This is a genomic window from Streptomyces sp. A01, from assembly GCF_059026195.1.
In genome coordinates this window covers 142880-160059 of the sequence record NZ_JBWLKN010000001.1, presented here as the reverse complement: position 1 = coordinate 160059, position 17180 = coordinate 142880, and the positions used below count along the sequence as shown (strand labels likewise).

Annotated in this window: 2 protein-coding genes (1 of these 2 cut by a window edge); both read right to left on the bottom strand. The window is 74.6% G+C overall.

Annotated elements, in window-relative coordinates:
* Positions 1–19: 19 nt before the first annotated feature.
* Positions 20–15718 carry a type I polyketide synthase gene (locus AC5P1B_RS00550; RefSeq protein ID WP_493884107.1) on the bottom strand — a complete coding sequence of 5233 codons (15699 nt, stop codon included), beginning with the start codon at positions 15716–15718 and terminating at the stop codon, positions 20–22.
* Positions 15715–17180 carry the 3' end of a type I polyketide synthase gene (locus tag AC5P1B_RS00545; protein ID WP_493884476.1) on the bottom strand. It continues 14863 nt past the right edge of the window, so 1466 of the gene's 16329 nt are visible here — the last part of the coding sequence; its start codon lies beyond the right edge, outside the window — the gene reads right to left on this strand; the stop codon is at positions 15715–15717. Before AC5P1B_RS00545 ends, AC5P1B_RS00550 begins: the two co-directional genes overlap by 4 nt.

The following is a 17180-nucleotide window of genomic DNA, read 5'->3' as shown; positions in this document are numbered from 1 at the left end:
GAAGGCACCTGACACGTGGTCAGCCTTTTCCGAATTTCTTGTCGATGTAGTCGAATATCTCGTCGTCCGTCGCCGCGTCGAGCTCGGGCGGGGCGGCTTCGCCCAGTGCCTCGGCACGTGCGTCGCTCCACGTCGTCAGCAGCGTTCGCAGCCGTTCCGTGATGCTGTCCAGGGCGGCGTCGTCCATGGCTGTCCCGGCGAGTGTCTCCGGGGTCACCGCGGAGAGCGCGGATTCGAGTTTGGCGATGTCGTCCAGGAGCGGGGTGGCCGGTTCCGACGGTGCGGGGGCCATTTCGGCGAGCAGGTGACGGGCCAGCGCGACCGGGGTGGGGAAGTCGAAGACCAAGGTGGCCGACAGCCGCTGTCCGGTGGCCGCGTTCAGGCGGTTCCGCAGGTCGACCGCGGTGAGCGAGTCGAAGCCGGATTCCTTGAACGTCTGCCCGCGCCCGACCGCCTCGGGCCCGGCATAGCCGAGCACGGTGGCGACATGGGCCCGTACGACGTCAAGGACCAGGCGTTCCCGTTCCTCCTGGGGCAGCCCTTCGAGGCGTTCCCGCAGGGTGCCGGAGGTGCCCGGTGCCTGTTCGTCGGGCCGCTGCCGGGCGGCGCCCGTGACCAGGTCCCTCAGGACGACGGGCACCGGCACCCCCGCGGTCCTGGCCCGGGTGCGCAGGGCGCCCAGTTCCAGCCGTGCGGGTACCAGCACTGCCTCGGTCCGCTGGAAGGCGGCGTCGAAGAGGGCGAGCCCGAGGGACGGCGGCATGGGGCTCACTCCGCCGCGCGCCATGCGGCTGCGGTCCACGTCCCCGAGCCGGTCGCCCATTCCCTCGCTCTCCGACCACAGGCCCCAGGCCAGCGACATCGCGGGCAGCCCGTGCGCCCGGCGGTGCCGGGCGAAGGCGTCCAGGAAGGCGTTGGCCGCGGCGTAGTTGCCGACTCCCGGGCTGCCGAAGAGCCCGGAGAAGGAGGAGTAGAGCACGAACGCCGCGAGGTTCATGGGCTCGGTCAGCTCGTGCAGGTTGAGCACCGCGTCGACCTTGGGGCGCAGCACCCGGTCGAACCCTTCCGGTGTGAGCGACCCGATGACGCCGTCCTCGGTGGCTCCCGCCGTGTGGATCACGGCGGTGAGCGGGTGGGCGGTGGGAATCCCGGCCAGCAGGCCCCTCAGCGCGTCCCGGTCGGCCACATCACAGGCTGCCACGGTCACCCGGGCACCGAGCGCGCCGAGTTCCTCGCGGAGTTCGGGCAGGCCGGCACCGGCCGGACCGCGTCGGCTCGCCAGTACCAGATGCCGTATCCCGTGGTCGGTCACCAGGTGGCGCGCCAGCAGTCTGGCGAGGCCCCCGGTGGCGCCGGTGATCAGTACGGTGCCGTGCGGGTCGAGCGGTACGGGCGCCGCTGACTCGGTGGGCGCGCCGGGCTCCGCGGAGCCCGCCCGGGTCAGGCGTGGCACCCGGGCCCGCCCCGCGCGCAGGGCGAGTTGCACCTCGTCGGCGGCCGGATCGAGGGCTGAGCCGATGGCACGCGGCAGTTCCCGGTAGGAGTCCTGGTGGCCGTCGAGATCCACCAGCACGAACCGGTCGGGGTTCTCCGACTGCGCCGAGCGCACCAGGCCCCACACCGGGGCGCTCGCCAGGTCAGGCACATCCTCCGCCGGGTGGGTGGACACCGCCCCGTGGGTGAGCACCACCAGGCGGGACGCCGCGAAGCGCTCGTCGGCCAGCCAGTCCTGGAGCAGTTCGAGTGCCTGCCGCGCGGTGGTACGGGCCGCCTCGGCGGTGTCCACGGAGGCGGGCCGGGGCAGGTACGGCGCGATGACGACCGGTGGTACCGGCGTGCCGCGTTCGCTGGCCGCGACCAGGGCGGCGAGGTCGGGGTACGACTCGATACCGGCTCCGGCCGGGCCGAGGGCGCCGGTCAGCTCCGGTTCCACCGCGCCGAGCAGTGCCCAGCCGGCGGTGGCCGCCGCGGGTTCCGCGACCGGCGGCAGCGCCTTCCAGTCGAGCCGGAACATCGACTCGCCGGTTCCGGCGGCCGGAAGCTGCGCGAGGGAGACCGGCCGCGAGACCACCGCGTCGACCTCGGCCACCGGGGACCCGGTGGCGTCGGCCACGGTCACGGACAGGGCGTCCGGGCCCGCGGGGCCGAGCGTGACGCGCAGCGAGGTGGCCGCCGTCGGCGCGTACACCCGGATGCCGCGCCAGGAGAACGGACGGGTCGCCTGGTTCTCGCCTTCCGGGCCGCCCATCAGCGCGTCGGCGGCGGCTGCCTGCAACGCCCCGTCGAGCAGCGCGGGGTGCAGGGTGAAACCGTCGGCCGGCATGGCGTCGGGCAGCCGCACCTCGGCGTAGATCTCGGTGCCGTCCACCGCGTCGGGGGTGGCCGCCGTCGTGGTCCGCCGCCATACGGCACGCAGCCCCTGGAAGGCGGGCCCGTACACCACACCGGCCTCGGCCAGCCGCTCATGGAAGCCGTCGAGCGTCACCGGCTCGGCCCCTGCGGGCGGCCAGGCGGTCGTCGTGCCCTCAGGTCGCGCCGCGGCGGCCACGGTCAGGGAGCCGCTGGCGTGCCGGTTCCAGGGTGCGTCGGGCTCACCGGCGTCGGGCCGGGAGTGCAGGCTCAGTGCGCGGTGCCCGGACTCGTCCGGCCCGGTCACCGTGAGCCGCAGGACCACCGCGCCGTGCTCCGGCACCACCAGCGGTGCCTCCAGGGTGAGTTCCTCCACCTGCTCGCAGCCGACCTGCTGTCCGGCGCGCAGCGCCAGCTCCACGAACGCCGCTCCGGGCAGCAGCGCCGATCCCATCACCACATGGTCCGCCAGCCAGGGGTGCGTGGTGAGCGACAGCCGCCCGGTGAGGACGAGGCCGTCGGAATCGGGGAGTTCGAGCGCGGCGCCCAGCAGCGGGTGGCCGGTGGCGCCGAGTCCGAGACCGGCCGCGCCGCCCACCGGAGCGGTGGCGGCCTGCGGCCAGTACCGCTGGCGCTGGAACGGGTAGGTCGGCAGCTCGACACGCCGGGCACGCCAACCGGCGAACACCGCGCTCCAGTCCGGCGCCGCTCCCCGCACCTGGGCCTCGGCCAGTGACAGCAGGAAGCGGCCGATACCGCCCTGGTCACGCCGCAGCGAACCCACCGCCCCGGCATCGCTGCCGAGCTCATCGAAGGCTTCCTGGAGTCCGACCGTCAGCACGGGATGCGGGCTGGCCTCGACGAAGAGACGGAAGCCCTGCTCCACGAGCAGCCGGGTCGCCCGGTCGAGGCGGACCGGCTGGCGGAGGTTGGTGTACCAGTACTCGGCGTCGAGCTGTTCGGTGTCCAGCCAGTCGCCCGTCACCGTCGACATGAACGGTATGTCCCCGGAGCGCGGGGTGATCGGCCGCAACTCGCTGAGCAGTTCCGCGCGGATGGTTTCCACCTGGGCGGAGTGGGAGGCGTAGTCCACCGGAATCCTGCGGCTGCGGATGTCCTCGGCCGCGCACTCGGCCATCAGCTCGTCCAGGTCCTCGGGCTCGCCGGAGACCACCACGGAGCCGGGGCCGTTCACGGCGGCGACAGAGAGCCGCCCGCCGAACCGCTCCAGGCGTCCGGTCAGCTCGTCCACCGGAAGCGCCACGGACACCATGCCGCCGCGGCCTGACAGCGCGGCCAGCGCCTTGCTGCGCAGGGTGACCACGCGTGCCGCGTCCTCCAGCGACAGGGCTCCCGCCACGCAGGCGGCGGCTATCTCGCCCTGCGAATGTCCCACCACCGCCGAGGGACGCACACCGTACGAACGCCACAACTCGGCGAGCGAGACCATGACGGCGAACAGCAGCGGCTGGACGACGTCCACCCGCTCCAGCGGCGGCGCGCCGTCCGCGCCGCGCAGCACCTCGTCCGGTGACCAGTCGACGTGAGGCTCGATGGCGCGGGAGCACTCGGCGAACCGCTTCGCGAACACCTCGGACGTGTCGATCAGTTCGATCGCCATGCCGGTCCACTGCGAGCCCTGGCCGGGGAACACGAAGACGGTCCGGCCGTCGGATTCGGCGGTGCCCTCGACCACGCTGGGACCGCTGTGGCCCTGGGCCAGCGCGGACAGGGCGCGGCGGAAGCCGTCCCGGTCGGCGGCGAGCAGCACGGCCCGGTGCGCGAGCGCGGAGCGGGAGGTGGCCAGTGTGTATCCGATGTCGGCGGGTTCGGCCTCCGGGTGGGCGTCCAGGTAGGCGCCCAGCCGGGTGGCCTGCTCGCGCAGCGCGTCGCCGGTCTTCGCCGACACCGGCCACGGCACCACCGCACCGGCGGGCGGGCCCGCGGGCCCGGGTGGGTGCACGGCCTCGGGTTCGGTGGCCGCCGGGGCCTGTTCCACGATCACATGGGCGTTGGTGCCGCTCATTCCGAAGCTGGACACCCCGGCCCGGCGCGGTCGGCCGGTGTCCGGCCAGGCCGTCTCCTCGGTCAGCAGCCGTACCGTGCCGGAGGACCAGTCGACGTGTGGCGTGGGTTCGTCCACGTGCAGCGTCCAGGGCAGCGTGCCGTGGCGCAGCGCCTGCACCATCTTGATGACACCGGCGACGCCCGCGGCGGCCTGGGTGTGACCGATGTTCGACTTGACCGAGCCGATCCACAACGGCCGCTCGGGGTCGCGGCCTCGCCCGTAGGTGGCCAGCAGCGCCTGCGCCTCGATGGGGTCGCCCAGCGTGGTGCCGGTGCCGTGCGCCTCCACCGCGTCCACGTCGGTGGCGGTCAGCCGGGCGTTCGCCAGTGCCTGCCGGATCACCCGCTGCTGGGCGGGTCCGTTCGGCGCGGTCAGGCCGTTGGACGCGCCGTCCTGGTTGACGGCGCTGCCGCGCAGCACCGCGAGCACGGGGTGCCCGTTGCGCCGGGCGTCGGACAGCCGCTCCAGCACCAGCATGCCCACACCCTCTCCCCATCCGGTGCCGTCCGCCGCCGCGGCGAACGGCTTGCAGCGCCCGTCCGCGGCCAGGCCGCGTTGCCGGGAGAACTCCGTGAAGGCCCCGGGGGTGGACATCACCGTGACGCCGCCCGCCAGGGCGAGCGAGCACTCGCCCGCCCGCAGCGCCTGGGCCGCCAGGTGCACGGACACCAGGGAGGAGGAGCACGCGGTGTCGACGGTGACCGTGGGGCCCTCAAGGCCGAAGGTGTACGCGAGGCGTCCGGACACCACGCTGGCCGCGTTGCCGGTGGCCAGATAGCCCTGGACGTCGTCCGAGGAGTTCAGCAACAGGGCGCTGTAGTCCTGGCCGTTGGAGCCGATGTAGACGCCGGTCCGGCTGCCCTGGAGTGCGTCCGGGTCGATTCCGGCCCGTTCGAACGCCTCCCAGGAGGTCTCCAGCAGCAGCCGCTGCTGGGGGTCCATGGCCAGTGCTTCGCGGGGGCTGATCCCGAAGAACGCGGCGTCGAAGTGGCCCGCGTCGTCGAGGAATCCGCCCTCGCGCACATAGCTGGTCCCCGGCTGCTCGGGGTCGGGGTCGTACAGCTTCTCCAGATCCCAGCCGCGGTCCGTGGGGAACTCCCCCATCGCGTCGGCTCCGTCGCACACCTGCCGCCACAGCTGCTCGGGGGAGCTGACACCGCCGGGGAACCGGCAGCTCATCGCCACGATCGCGAGCGGCTCCCCGTACGCCACCACGGCGGACGGCTCGCCCTCGGGCACACGGATCGCGGCAGCGTCGAGCAGTTCCGCGGCCAGCTGCCGGGCCAGCGCGCGGGGGTTGGGGTAGTCGAAGATCAGGGTCGCCGGGAGGGGCAGGCCGGTGGCGGCGGTCAGCGCGTTGCGCAGCTCCAGCGCGGTCAGCGAGTCGAAGCCCAGCTCACGGAAGGCAGTCCGGGCCGGCACCGCCTCCGGGGCTCCCCGCCCGAGTACGGTCGCCACCTGCTCAAGCACCAGGTCCTGGACCAGGCGCAGCCGCTCGTCGGCGGGCAGCCCGGTCAGGCGCCGTACCAGCTCGGCCGCGCCGCCGTTCCCGGCACCGCCGACCGCTCCGGCCTGTGGCTGTCCGAGGCTTCGCAGCTCGGGGAGGCCGGCCAGCAGCATCCGCTGCCGGGCGCTCGCGGAGTGGGCGGCGAACCGTACCCAGTCCACGTCGGCGACGACCACATGGGCAGCGTCCTGCTGCCAGGACCGCTCCAGCGCGATGAGCGCCGCTTCCGGGTCCATGGCGGACACGCCGCCGCGCGCCAAGCGCCGCGTGGTCTCCTCGGCGTCCGCCATTCCGGCGGACCCCCACGCGCCCCAGGCGATGGAGACGGCCGGCAGGCCATCGGCCCGCCGCTGCTCCGCCAGGGCGTCCAGATACGCGTTGGCCGCCGCGTAGTTGGCCTGACCGGCGCTGCCGATCACCCCGGCGATCGAGGAGAACAGCACGAACGCCGACAGGTCCAGGCCCCGGGTCTGCTCGTGCAGTTGCCACGCTCCGTCGGCCTTGGCGCGCAGCACGGCCGCGAACCGGTCGGGCGTCAGCCCGTCAAGCACCCCGTCGTCCAGCACACCCGCCGCGTGCACCACGGCGGTCAGCGGCCGCTCGGCCGGAATCGCCGCCAGCACCGCCGACAGCGCCTCCGGGTCGGCCACATCGCACGCCGCCACCGTGACCTCGGCACCGAGCCCGGACAGCTCGTCCCTGAGCCCGGCCGCGCCGTCGGCCGCCAGGCCACGGCGGCTGGTCAGCACCAGGTGCTCCGCCCCGTGGTGGGCGAGCCACCGCGCGACCTGGGCACCCAGCGCGCCGGTGCCGCCGGTCACCAGCACCGAGCCGGACAGCCGCAGCGGCGTCTTCGGCCGCGCCGACCGGGGTTCCCGGGTCAGGCGCCGTACGAGCACGCCCGACGGCCGCACCGCCAGTTCGCTCTCCTCGCCCACGCCCGCGAGCACACCCACCAGGCGCGCCGTGGCCCGCTCGTCCACGGTGTCCGGGAGGTCGACAAGACCGCCCCAGCGGTCCGGGTGCTCCAGGGCCACGACACGGCCGAGGCCCCAGATCTGGGCCTGCCACGGGGCGGTGGGCCGGTCCGACCGGCCCGCCGACACCGCGCCGCGCGTCACGCACCACAGCGGTGCCGCGACACCGGCGTCGCCCAGTGCCTGCACCAGCTCGACCGACCTCGGTGCCCCCTGCCGGGGGTCGGCGGCGAGCAGCGACAGCACACCGGCGACCGGTCCGTCGATCCCGGCGAGCAGTTCGGCCAGCCCGGCCCGACCGCCCTGTCCCGCGTCGACCGGCACCACCTGGGCGCCGTGCGCGGCGAGCGCGTCCACCGACGCGGTCACCCACTCCGGCGCGGCCTGGCCCTCCGGGACCACCACGAGCCACCGGCCGGACAGCGCCGGGACGGCGAGTTCCGCCGACGGCTGCCAACTGACCCGGTAGCGCCAGGAGTCCACGACGGACCGCGTACGGTGCCGCTGCCGCCAGGAGGTCAGGGCGGGCAGCACGGCGCTCAGCGAGGGCCGCTGCTCCTCGCCGACCTCCAGGGCACCGGCCACCGCCGCCTCGTCGGCGCGCTCGACGGCGTCCCAGAACGCGGCGTCCTCGGGGTCCACGGCGGGCGCCTGGCCGGAGTCCACCGGGGCCTGCGGCCAGTACCGCTGGTGCTGGAAGGCGTAGGTGGGCAGCTCCACCAATGACGCGCCCCGGTCCGCGAAGAACCGCGCCCAGTCCACCGGCACACCACGGGTGTGCGCGCCGGACAGCGCGGTGATCAGCGTCCGCGCCTCCGGGCGGCCGTCCCGCAGGACCGGTACGCACAGCACCTCGGCGCCCTCGACCGGCGTGTCCTGGCCGGACGCCTGCTGGGCCAGCGTCTCCTGGGCCATGGCGGACAGCACCCCGTCCGGACCCAGCTCGATCAGCGTGGTCACACCCTGCTCGGTCAGCGCCCGCACCCCGTCGGCGAACCGGACGGTCTGCCGCACCTGGCGCACCCAGTACTCGGGCGAGCACAGGTCCTCCGGCGTGCCCGGCTGCCCCGTGACGTTCGACATCAGTGCGATCCGTGGCGGGTGGAACGCCAACCCGGCGGCCACCTCACGGAATTCGGCCAGCATCGGCTCCATGCGCGGTGAGTGGAAGGCGTGCGAGACCGTCAGCCGCTTGGTCTTGCGGCCCCGCTGCTCGAAGCCCGCCGCGATGTCGGCGACCGCGTCCTCGTCGCCGGAGATCACCACCGAGGAAAGGCCGTTGACCGCGGCGAGCGACACCCGGTCGGTACGTCCCTCAAGCGCCGTCTCCGCCTCGGCCTCGGTCGCCTGTACGGCCACCATCGCGCCACCGGCGGGCAGCGCCTGCATCAACCGGCCGCGCGCCGCCACGAGCGCGCAGGCGTCATCCAGCGACAGCACGCCCGCCACATGGGCCGCCGACAGCTCGCCGATCGAATGACCGGCCAGCCAGTCCGGAGTCACCCCCCAGGACTCGACCAGCCGGAACAGCGCCACCTCCAGCGCGAACAGCGCCGCCTGCGTGTACACCGTCTGATCGAGTGCGGCCGCGTCCTCCGACACGACCTCCCGCAGCGAGCGGTCCAGCCGCCCCTCGAAACGCTCGTACACCTCGTCGGCAGCCCGCGCGAACACCGGGAACGCCGCGTACAGTTCCCGGCCCATGCCGACCCGCTGCGCGCCCTGCCCGGTGAACAGGAAGCCCACCCGGCCCCGGCCCGCGGCCACGCCCCGTACCAGCCCCGCCGCTCCCCGCCCGGCGGCCAGCGCGGCCAGCCCGGCGAGCAGTTCCTCGCGGTCTGCGGCGACGATCGCCGCCCGGTGCTCAAGCGCCGACCGGGACACCGCCAGGGACAGGCCGACGTCGGCCGGATCGGTCTCCGGCACCGCTCGCAGATGCGCGTGCAGCCGCTGTGCCTGCGCGCCGAGCGCCGCCTCGGTCCTGCCCGAGAGCAGCCATGGCAGCACCGTGCTGTCCGTGCTGGAGCCAGCCGGTGCGGCGGCCACCAGCTCCGGGGCCTGTTCCAGGATCGTATGGGCGTTGGTGCCGCTGATACCGAAGGAGGACACCGCCGCCCGGCGCGGCCGGTCAAGATCCGGCCACTGCCGCGCCTCGGCCAGCAACTCCACCGCGCCCGCGGACCAGTCCACCCGCGAAGAGGGCGCGTCGGCGTGGAGCGTGCGGGGCAGCACGCCGTGCCGCATCGCCATCACCATCTTGATCACACCGGCCATACCGGCGGCCGCCTGCGCGTGGCCGATGTTGGACTTCACCGACCCCAGCCACAACGGCCGGCCGGCGTCCCGCCCCTGGCCGTACGTGGCCAGCAGCGCCTGCGCCTCGATCGGGTCGCCCAGTGTCGTACCGGTGCCGTGCGCCTCCACCACGTCGACGTCCGCCGTGGACAGCCCGGCACCGTCAAGCGCCTGCCGGATCACCCGCTGCTGCGACGGGCCGTTCGGCGCCGTCAGACCGTTGGACGCGCCGTCCTGGTTGATGGCGCTGCCGCGCACCAGCGCCAGCACGCGGTGGCCGTTGCGCCGGGCGTCCGACAGCCGCTCAAGGAGCAGCAGGCCCACGCCTTCCCCGAGCGCGGTGCCGTCGGCCGCCTCCGCGAACGCCCTGACCCGTCCGTCCGGGGCCAGGCCACGCTGCCGGGAGAACTCCACGAAGGTGCCGGGCGTGGCCATCACCGTCGCGCCACCGGCCAGGGCCAGCTCGCATTCGCCCTGCCGCAGCGACTGGGCGGCCAGGTGCAGGGCCACCAGCGATGACGAGCACGCCGTGTCCACGGTCACCGCCGGGCCTTCGAGCCCGAAGGTGTAGGCCACCCGGCCGGAGGCCACGCTGGACGAGTTGCCGGTGCCCAGATAGCCCTCGTCGCCGTCGATGACGGAGGCGAGGCGGGTGTCGTAGCCCTGGTACATCACTCCGGCGAACACGCCGGTCCGGCTGCCCTTGAGCGAGGCGGCGTCGATACCCGCCCGCTCGAACACCTCCCACGAACTCTCCAGCAGCAGCCGCTGCTGCGGGTCCATGATGCCCGCCTCGCGCGGCGAGATGCCGAACAGGCCCGGATCGAAGTGACCGGCGTCGTAGAGGAAGCCCCCTTCCGCGGCGTACGAAGTGCCCGGCTTGTCGGGGTCGGCGTCGTGCAGCACCCGCTCCAGGTCCCAGCCGCGGTCGGCGGGAAACGCGCCGATGCCCTCTCCGCCGGTCGCGACCAGCTCCCACAGGTCCTCTGGGGACCGCACGCCTCCGGGGAAGCGGCAGGCCATGCCCACGATGGCGATCGGCTCTTCGGTACGCGCGGCGGTGACCGGTGCCGTGGCCGCCGCCTCCACACCGTGTATTCCGGCGCTCAGATATCTGGCCAGCTCCCCGGGGGTGGGGTAGTCGAAGGCCAGGGTGGGCGGCAGCCGCAGGCCGGTGGCGGCGCTCAGGCGGTTGCGGAGTTCCACCGCCGTCAGCGAGTCGAACCCGAGATCCTTGAACGCCTGGTCCGCCGCGATCGTCCGCGGTGACGCGTGGCCGAGGACCGCCGCGACGTGGGCGCGGACCAGGTCCTCCACCGCGCGCTCACGCTCGGGCGCGGCGAGTCCGGCCAGCCGCCGGGCCGCTTCGGGCCGCGCGGCGTCGCCGCGCGCGGTCCCTGCCACCGAGGGCCGGACCGGGCGGCGGAGCAGACCGCGCAGCAGGTGCGGCTGCCTCTCCTCGTCCGCCGCGGTCCGCGACAGGGCGGGGCCGAGGTCCACGGGGACCAGGACGGTCTCGTCCGTCCCTCCAGCCACGTCGAACAGTGCCATGCCCTCCGCGGCGGACAGGGCGGCCATTCCCGAGCGGCGCAGCCGCGCCAGTCCTGCCTCGGCCAGGCCGTCCACCATTCCGCCCGCCTCGGCCCACAGGCCCCAGGCCAGCGACTGGGCGGGCAGTCCGGCCGCCGTGCGGTACTGGGCCAGTGCGTCGAGGTACGCGTTCGCCGCCGCGTAGCCTCCCTGACCGGCGCTGCCCATGACGCCCGCGGCCGAGGAGAACAGCACGAACGCCGACAGGTCCGCTCCCGCCGTCAGCTCGTGCAGGTTCCACGCCCCGTCCGCCTTGGGGCGCAGGACCCGGTCCACCCGCTCCGGGGTGAGCGAGCCGACCACACCGTCGTCCAGGACGCCCGCGGCGTGCACGACGGCCGTCAGCGGGTGCTCCTCGGGGATGTCCGCCAGCACCCGCGCCAGAGCGTCCCGGTCCGCCACGTCCACCGCGGCCACCCGCACCGACGCGCCCGCCGCCGTCAGCTCGGCCAGCAACTCCGCCGCGCCTGGCGCGGTCTCGCCCCTGCGGCTGGTCAGCAGCAGCCGCCGCGCTCCGCGCTCGGCGACCAAGTGCCGCGCCAGCACCTTGCCCAGCGCGCCGGTGCCGCCGGTGACGAGTACGGTGCCACCGGCCCCGAACGGCTCGGCTGACCGTGCGTCAGGCTCCAGCGGCGCGGGCGCCGCGAACCGGGTCAGCCTGGGCACGAGGAGCGCTCCCCCGCGCGCCGCGAGCTGCGGCTCACCGCTGCCGACCGCCGCGGATACCACGGCGGCGGATGGTGCGTGCTCGTCCAGGTCCAGCAGCACGAACCGGTCCGGGTTCTCCGACTGCGCCGAACGCACAAGGCCCCACACCGCCGCGGCCGCGGGGTCCGGCACCCCGTCACCGGCCGCCGCGGACACCGCGCCCCGCGTCACGATCACCAGCCGGGAGGCCGCTGTCAACTCCTCCGCCAGCCACGACCGCAGCAGGGCCAGTGCTTCGGCCACGGCCCGGTGCACGGCCCCGGCGCCCGGCCCTGAGCCCGCCACCGGCGCCAGCACCACGTCGGGCACCGGCTGTCCGGACGCGGCGAGTCCGGTCAGCTCCGCCAGGCTCGGGTACGCCGCGACCGGGACGGCTCCCCCACCCAGCCCGGCCGCGAGACCGAAGCGGTCACCCACCACCGCGTACGACACGGCCGCCTCCGGCGCGGCCTCCTCCGGCGCGGAGGACGGCGCCGTCCAGGCCACGTTGAACAGCGAAGGGTGCGTGGTCCCGCGCGCCGCGCCCAGCTGCCCCGGGGTCAACGGGCGCAGGGTCAGCGACTCCACCGCTGCCACCGGGGCGCCGGAGACATCGGCCACCGCCAGGGACACCGCGTCCTCACCCACCCGGGCCAGCCGCACCCGCAGCGCCGAAGCACCCTCGGCGTACAGGCTCACGCCCGACCACGAGAACGGCAGCCGGGGCCCGGTGGCCTCCTCCGGGTCCCGCACCAGCTCCCCGGCGCCGATCGCGTGCAGCGCCGCGTCCAGCAGCGCGGGGTGGACGCCGTACCGCTGCGCGTCGGCCTCGGCGCCCTGCGGCAGCTCCACCTCGGCGGCCAGCTCGTCGCCGCACCGCCACACGGCGCGCAGCCCCTGGAACAGCGGGCCGTATTCCAGACCGGCGCCCGCCAGTCGCTCGTACAGGTCCTCGATCGCCACCGGCACCGCGCCCGCCGGGGGCCAGGCCGCCGAGTCGGGCTGGACCGGCCGGCCACCCTCGGTCAGAGCGCCCTCCGCGTTCAGCGTCCAGGGCTCGTCGGACGTGGCGCCCGCCGGGCGGGAATGCACGCTCAGTCTGCGGTGTCCGGACGCGTCGGGCGCGCCGACCAGCAACTGGATGTCGACGGGGCCGGATGCGGACAGCACCAGCGGGGCGTACAGCGTCAGCTCCGCCACCCGCCCGCATCCGACATGGTCACCCGCGTTGACGGCCAGCTCCACGAACGCCGCCCCCGGCAGCAGCACGGTGCCCATGACCGCGTGGTCGGCCAGCCAGGGATGGGTGTCGAGGGACAACCGCCCGGTGAGCAGGAAGCCGTTGCCGTCGGCGAGGGTCACCGCGGCGCCCAGCAGCGGGTGTTCGGCCCGTCGCAGGCCGAGACCGGCCGTGTCGCCCTGCGGCGTGCCGGAGCCCTCCAGCCAGTAGTGCTCGTGCTGGAAGGCGTACGTCGGCAGCTGCACCCGACGGGCGCCGCGACCGGCGAACACGGCCTGCCAGTCGACGCGGACACCCTGGGTGTGGGCCTCGGCGACCGAGGTGAGGAAGCGCTCGATGCCGCCTTCGTCACGGCGCAGGGTGCCAAGCGCGGTGGCCGCGCCGTCGATGCCGGACAGGACTTCCTGCATGCCCATGGTCAGTACGGGGTGCGGGCTGACCTCGATGAAGACGGGGCGGGCCCCCTGGGACAGGGCGCGTACGGCGTGTTCGAAGCGGACTGTCTGGCGCAGGTTGCGGTACCAGTACGCGGCGTCGAGCCCGGTGGTGTCGATGGCCTCGCCGGTCACCGTCGAGCAGAATGTCACCTCGGCGGTCCGGGGTGCGATCGGCGCGAGCGCGTCCAGCAGCCGTCCCTCGATGGCCTCCACATGGGTGGAGTGGGAGGCGTAGTCCACCGGGACGCGGCGCGCCCGGATCTCCCGCTCCTCGCAGTCGGCCAGCAGCTCGTCCAGGGCCCGTGGGTCGCCGGAGACGACGACGGAGACGGGACCGTTGATCGCCGCGACGGCGAGCCGGTCGTCCCACCGGGCGAGGCGCTGTTCCAGCTCGGCGACCGGCAGTGCCACCGAGACCATGCCGCCCCGGCCGGACAGCTCGGTCAGGGCCTGGCTGCGCAGGGTGACGACGCGGGCCGCGTCGTCCAGGCTGAGCGCCCCCGCGACAGCGGCGGCGGCTATCTCGCCCTGGGAGTGCCCGAGCACGGCGGTCGGCCGGACCCCGCAGGACTCCCAGAGCGCGGCCAGCGACACCATGACCGCGAACAGCACCGGCTGGACCACGTCCACCCGGTCCAGGGTCGGCGCACCGGGTGTGCCGCGTACGACATCGAGCAACGACCAGTCGGTGAAGGGCCCCAGGGCCGCCGCGCAGTCCCGCATGCGGGCCGCGAACACCTCGGAGGTGTCCAGCAGATCCACCGCCATGCCGGCCCACTGGGAGCCCTGCCCGGGGAAGACGAACACAATCTCCTCGGTGGGCCCGGCCGCCGCGCCGCGTAGCACCCCGGCCAGGGCCCCGCCGTCGGCGAGGCTGTCCAGGCCGTGGAGCAGCTCGTCCCGGTCGGTGCCGACGACCGCCGCACGGTGCTGGAACAGCGAACGGGTGGTGGCGAGCGAGTAGCCCACGTCGGCCGGGCTCAGCTCGGGGTGGGCGCGCAGATGCGCCGCCAGCCGGGCGGCCTGGTCCTTCAGGGCGGGTTCGGTGCGGCCGGACAGGGTCCAGGGCAGCGGGGTGGCGCCGGTGCCCGGCGCGCTGTCCCCACCGGTCTCCTGTCCTTCCGGTGCGGGCTGTTCGAGGATCACATGGGCGTTGGTGCCGCTGATCCCGAACGAGGACACTCCGGCGCGGCGCGGTTCGCCGGTCTCCGGCCAGGGGGTGTTCTCGGTGAGCAGTTCCACGGCGCCCGCGGTCCAGTCCACCTCGGGGGTCGGCTGGTCGACGTGCAGGGTCCGCGGCAGCACGCCGTGCCGCATCGCCAGCACCATCTTGATGACACCGGCGACTCCGGCCGCGGCCTGGGTGTGACCGAGGTTGGACTTCACCGAGCCCAGCCGCAGCGGCCGGCCGTCGGTGCGGTGCCGCCCGTAGGTGGCCAGCAGGGCCTGGGCCTCGATCGGGTCGCCGAGGCTGGTGCCGGTGCCGTGTGCCTCCACCACCTCGACCTGCTCCGGCGTCAGGTTGCCCGCGACGAGGGCCTGCTGGATGACCCGCTGCTGGGCGGGGCCGTTGGGGGCGGTGAGACGGCTGCTGGCGCCGTCCTGGTTCACCGCGGAACCGCGCACTACGGCGAGCACCGGGTGGCCGTTGCGCCGGGCGTCGGAAAGCCGCTCCACCAGGAGCATGCCGACGCCCTCGGACCAGCCGGTGCCGTCCGCGGCGGCGGCGAACGGCTTGCACCGCCCGTCCGGGGCCAGCCCGCGCTGCCGGGAGAACTCCAGGAACGTGCTCGGCGAGGACATCACGGTGACGCCACCGGCCAGGGCGAGCGAGCACTCGCCCTGCCGCAGCGCCTGCGCGGCCAGGTGCAGGGTCACCAGGGACGACGAGCAGGCGGTGTCCACCGTCACGGCCGGTCCTTCGAGACCGAGCGTGTACGCCACCCGGCCGGAGGCGATGCTGCCCGCGCTGCCCTGGCTGAGGTATCCCTCGAACTCCTCGGGGATGTCATGCAGACGTGCCAGATAGTCGTGGTACATCACGCCCGCGAACACGCCGGTCCGGCTGCCGCGCACCGACCGCGGGTCGATCCCGGCGTGCTCGAACGCCTCCCAGGAGCTTTCCAGCAGCAACCGCTGCTGCGGGTCCATCGCCACCGCCTCGCGCGGCGAGATCCCGAAGAAGGCGGCGTCGAAGCGGGCGGCGCCCTGGAGGAACCCGCCCTCCCGTACGTAGGAGGTGCCGGGCTTGTCGGGATCGGGGTCGAACAGCCCGTCCAGGTCCCAGCCACGGTCGGTGGGGAACTCCGCGATGGCGTCCTGCCCCTCGGCTACCAGCCGCCACAGGTCGTCCGGGGAGCTGACGCCCCCGGGGAACCGGCAGCTCATCCCCACGATCGCGATGAGCTCCTGCTCGGTGGACTCGGCCTCACGCAGCCGCTGACGCGTCTGGTGCAGGTCGGCGATGACCCGCTTGAGGTAGTCCCGAAGCTTCTGCTCATTCTCCACTTGACGTGCGCTCCTCATGGCGTGCGGAAGGTGTGGGGGTTCGTTCACCTGGCGACTCATGAGAGGCCGAGGTCTTTGTCGACCAGATCGAACAGTTCGTCGTCGGTCGCCGATTCAAGCCGGTCGGTGACGCTGACGCTGTCGCCAGGACCGTGGTCGCCGTGGTCGCCGTACGCGCCGCCCTGTCCGGAGCCGAGCTGGGCCAGCAGGGCCTCCAGGCGCCTCGCGACCCGCGTCCGCTCGACCTGGTCGTCGGCGAGCCCCGCGAGCCCGGCTTCGAGCCGGTCCAGTTCGTCGTTGACCGACGGGGCTTCGGCCGGGGCGGGCGCCAGCTCCGACCGCAGATACCGGGCGAGTCCGACCGGCGCCGGGTAGTCGAAGAGCAGCGTGGCGGGCAGCCGGAGACCGGTGAGCGAGGCGAGCCGGGTACGCAGCTCCACCGCCGTGAGCGAGTCGAAACCGGACTCCATGAATCCGCGCTCGGGGTCGATCACCTCGGGGGTGAGGTGGCCGAGCACCGCCGCGGCCTCCTTGCGCACCGTGTGCAGCACCGTGCGTTCCTGCTCGCTCTCCGACTGCCCGGCCAGCTGCCGGGCCAGGCTGTCCGGTGTGGACGGGCCGCCCTGCGCCGTCGGCCGGACGGCGGCGGGCACCAGGCCCCGGAGCACCGCCGGTACGGCGGCACCCCGGGCGGCCTGGGCGCGCAGCCCCGCCAGGTCCAGGCGTACCGGAACCGGCACGGGCTCGTCCCCGGCGTGCGCGAGGTCGAACAGGGCCAGGCCCTCCGCCGGGGTCAGCGGGGACATGCCCAGCCGCCGGATGCGGGCCAGATCGGCCTCGTCCAGGGTTCCGGCCATGCCCTCGTCGCCCTGGTCCCACAGTCCCCAGGCCAGCGAGGTGGCGGGCAGCCCCTGCCCGCGCCGGTGCCGGGCCAGGGCGTCCAGGAAGGAGTTCGCGGCGGCGTACCCGGCCTGCCCCGCGCCGCCGAAGACCCCGGCGACGGAGGAGAACAGCACGAACGCCGAGAGACCGAGGTGCCGGGTGAGTTCGTGCAGGTTCCAGGCGGCGTCCACCTTGGGACGCAGGACCCGCGCCAGCCGGTCCTGGGTGAAGGCGGACAGCACTCCGTCGTCCAGCACTCCCGCGGTGTGCACCACGGCGGTCAGCGGGTGCCCGGCGGGCACGGTGGCGAGCAGCTCGCTCAGCGCCGCCCGGTCCGCGCCGTCGCACGCGGCGATACGTACCCGGGCACCCAGCGCGGCCAGTTCGGCTTCCAGCTCCGCGGCGCCTTCGGCCGCCGGGCCGCGACGGCTGACCAGCAGCAGCTGCCGTACGCCGTGCTCGGTCACCAACCGGCGGGCGAGCGCCCGGCCCAGCGCCCCGGTGCCGCCGGTGATCAGTACGGTGCCCTCGGGGCCCCAGCCGGACAGGCCACCGGCGGGGGCCTGTCCGCCTGCCGTGCTCGCCGGGTCCGTACGCGTGCCCGTGCCCGCCATGCGCTCCAAGCGCGGCAGGTACGCGG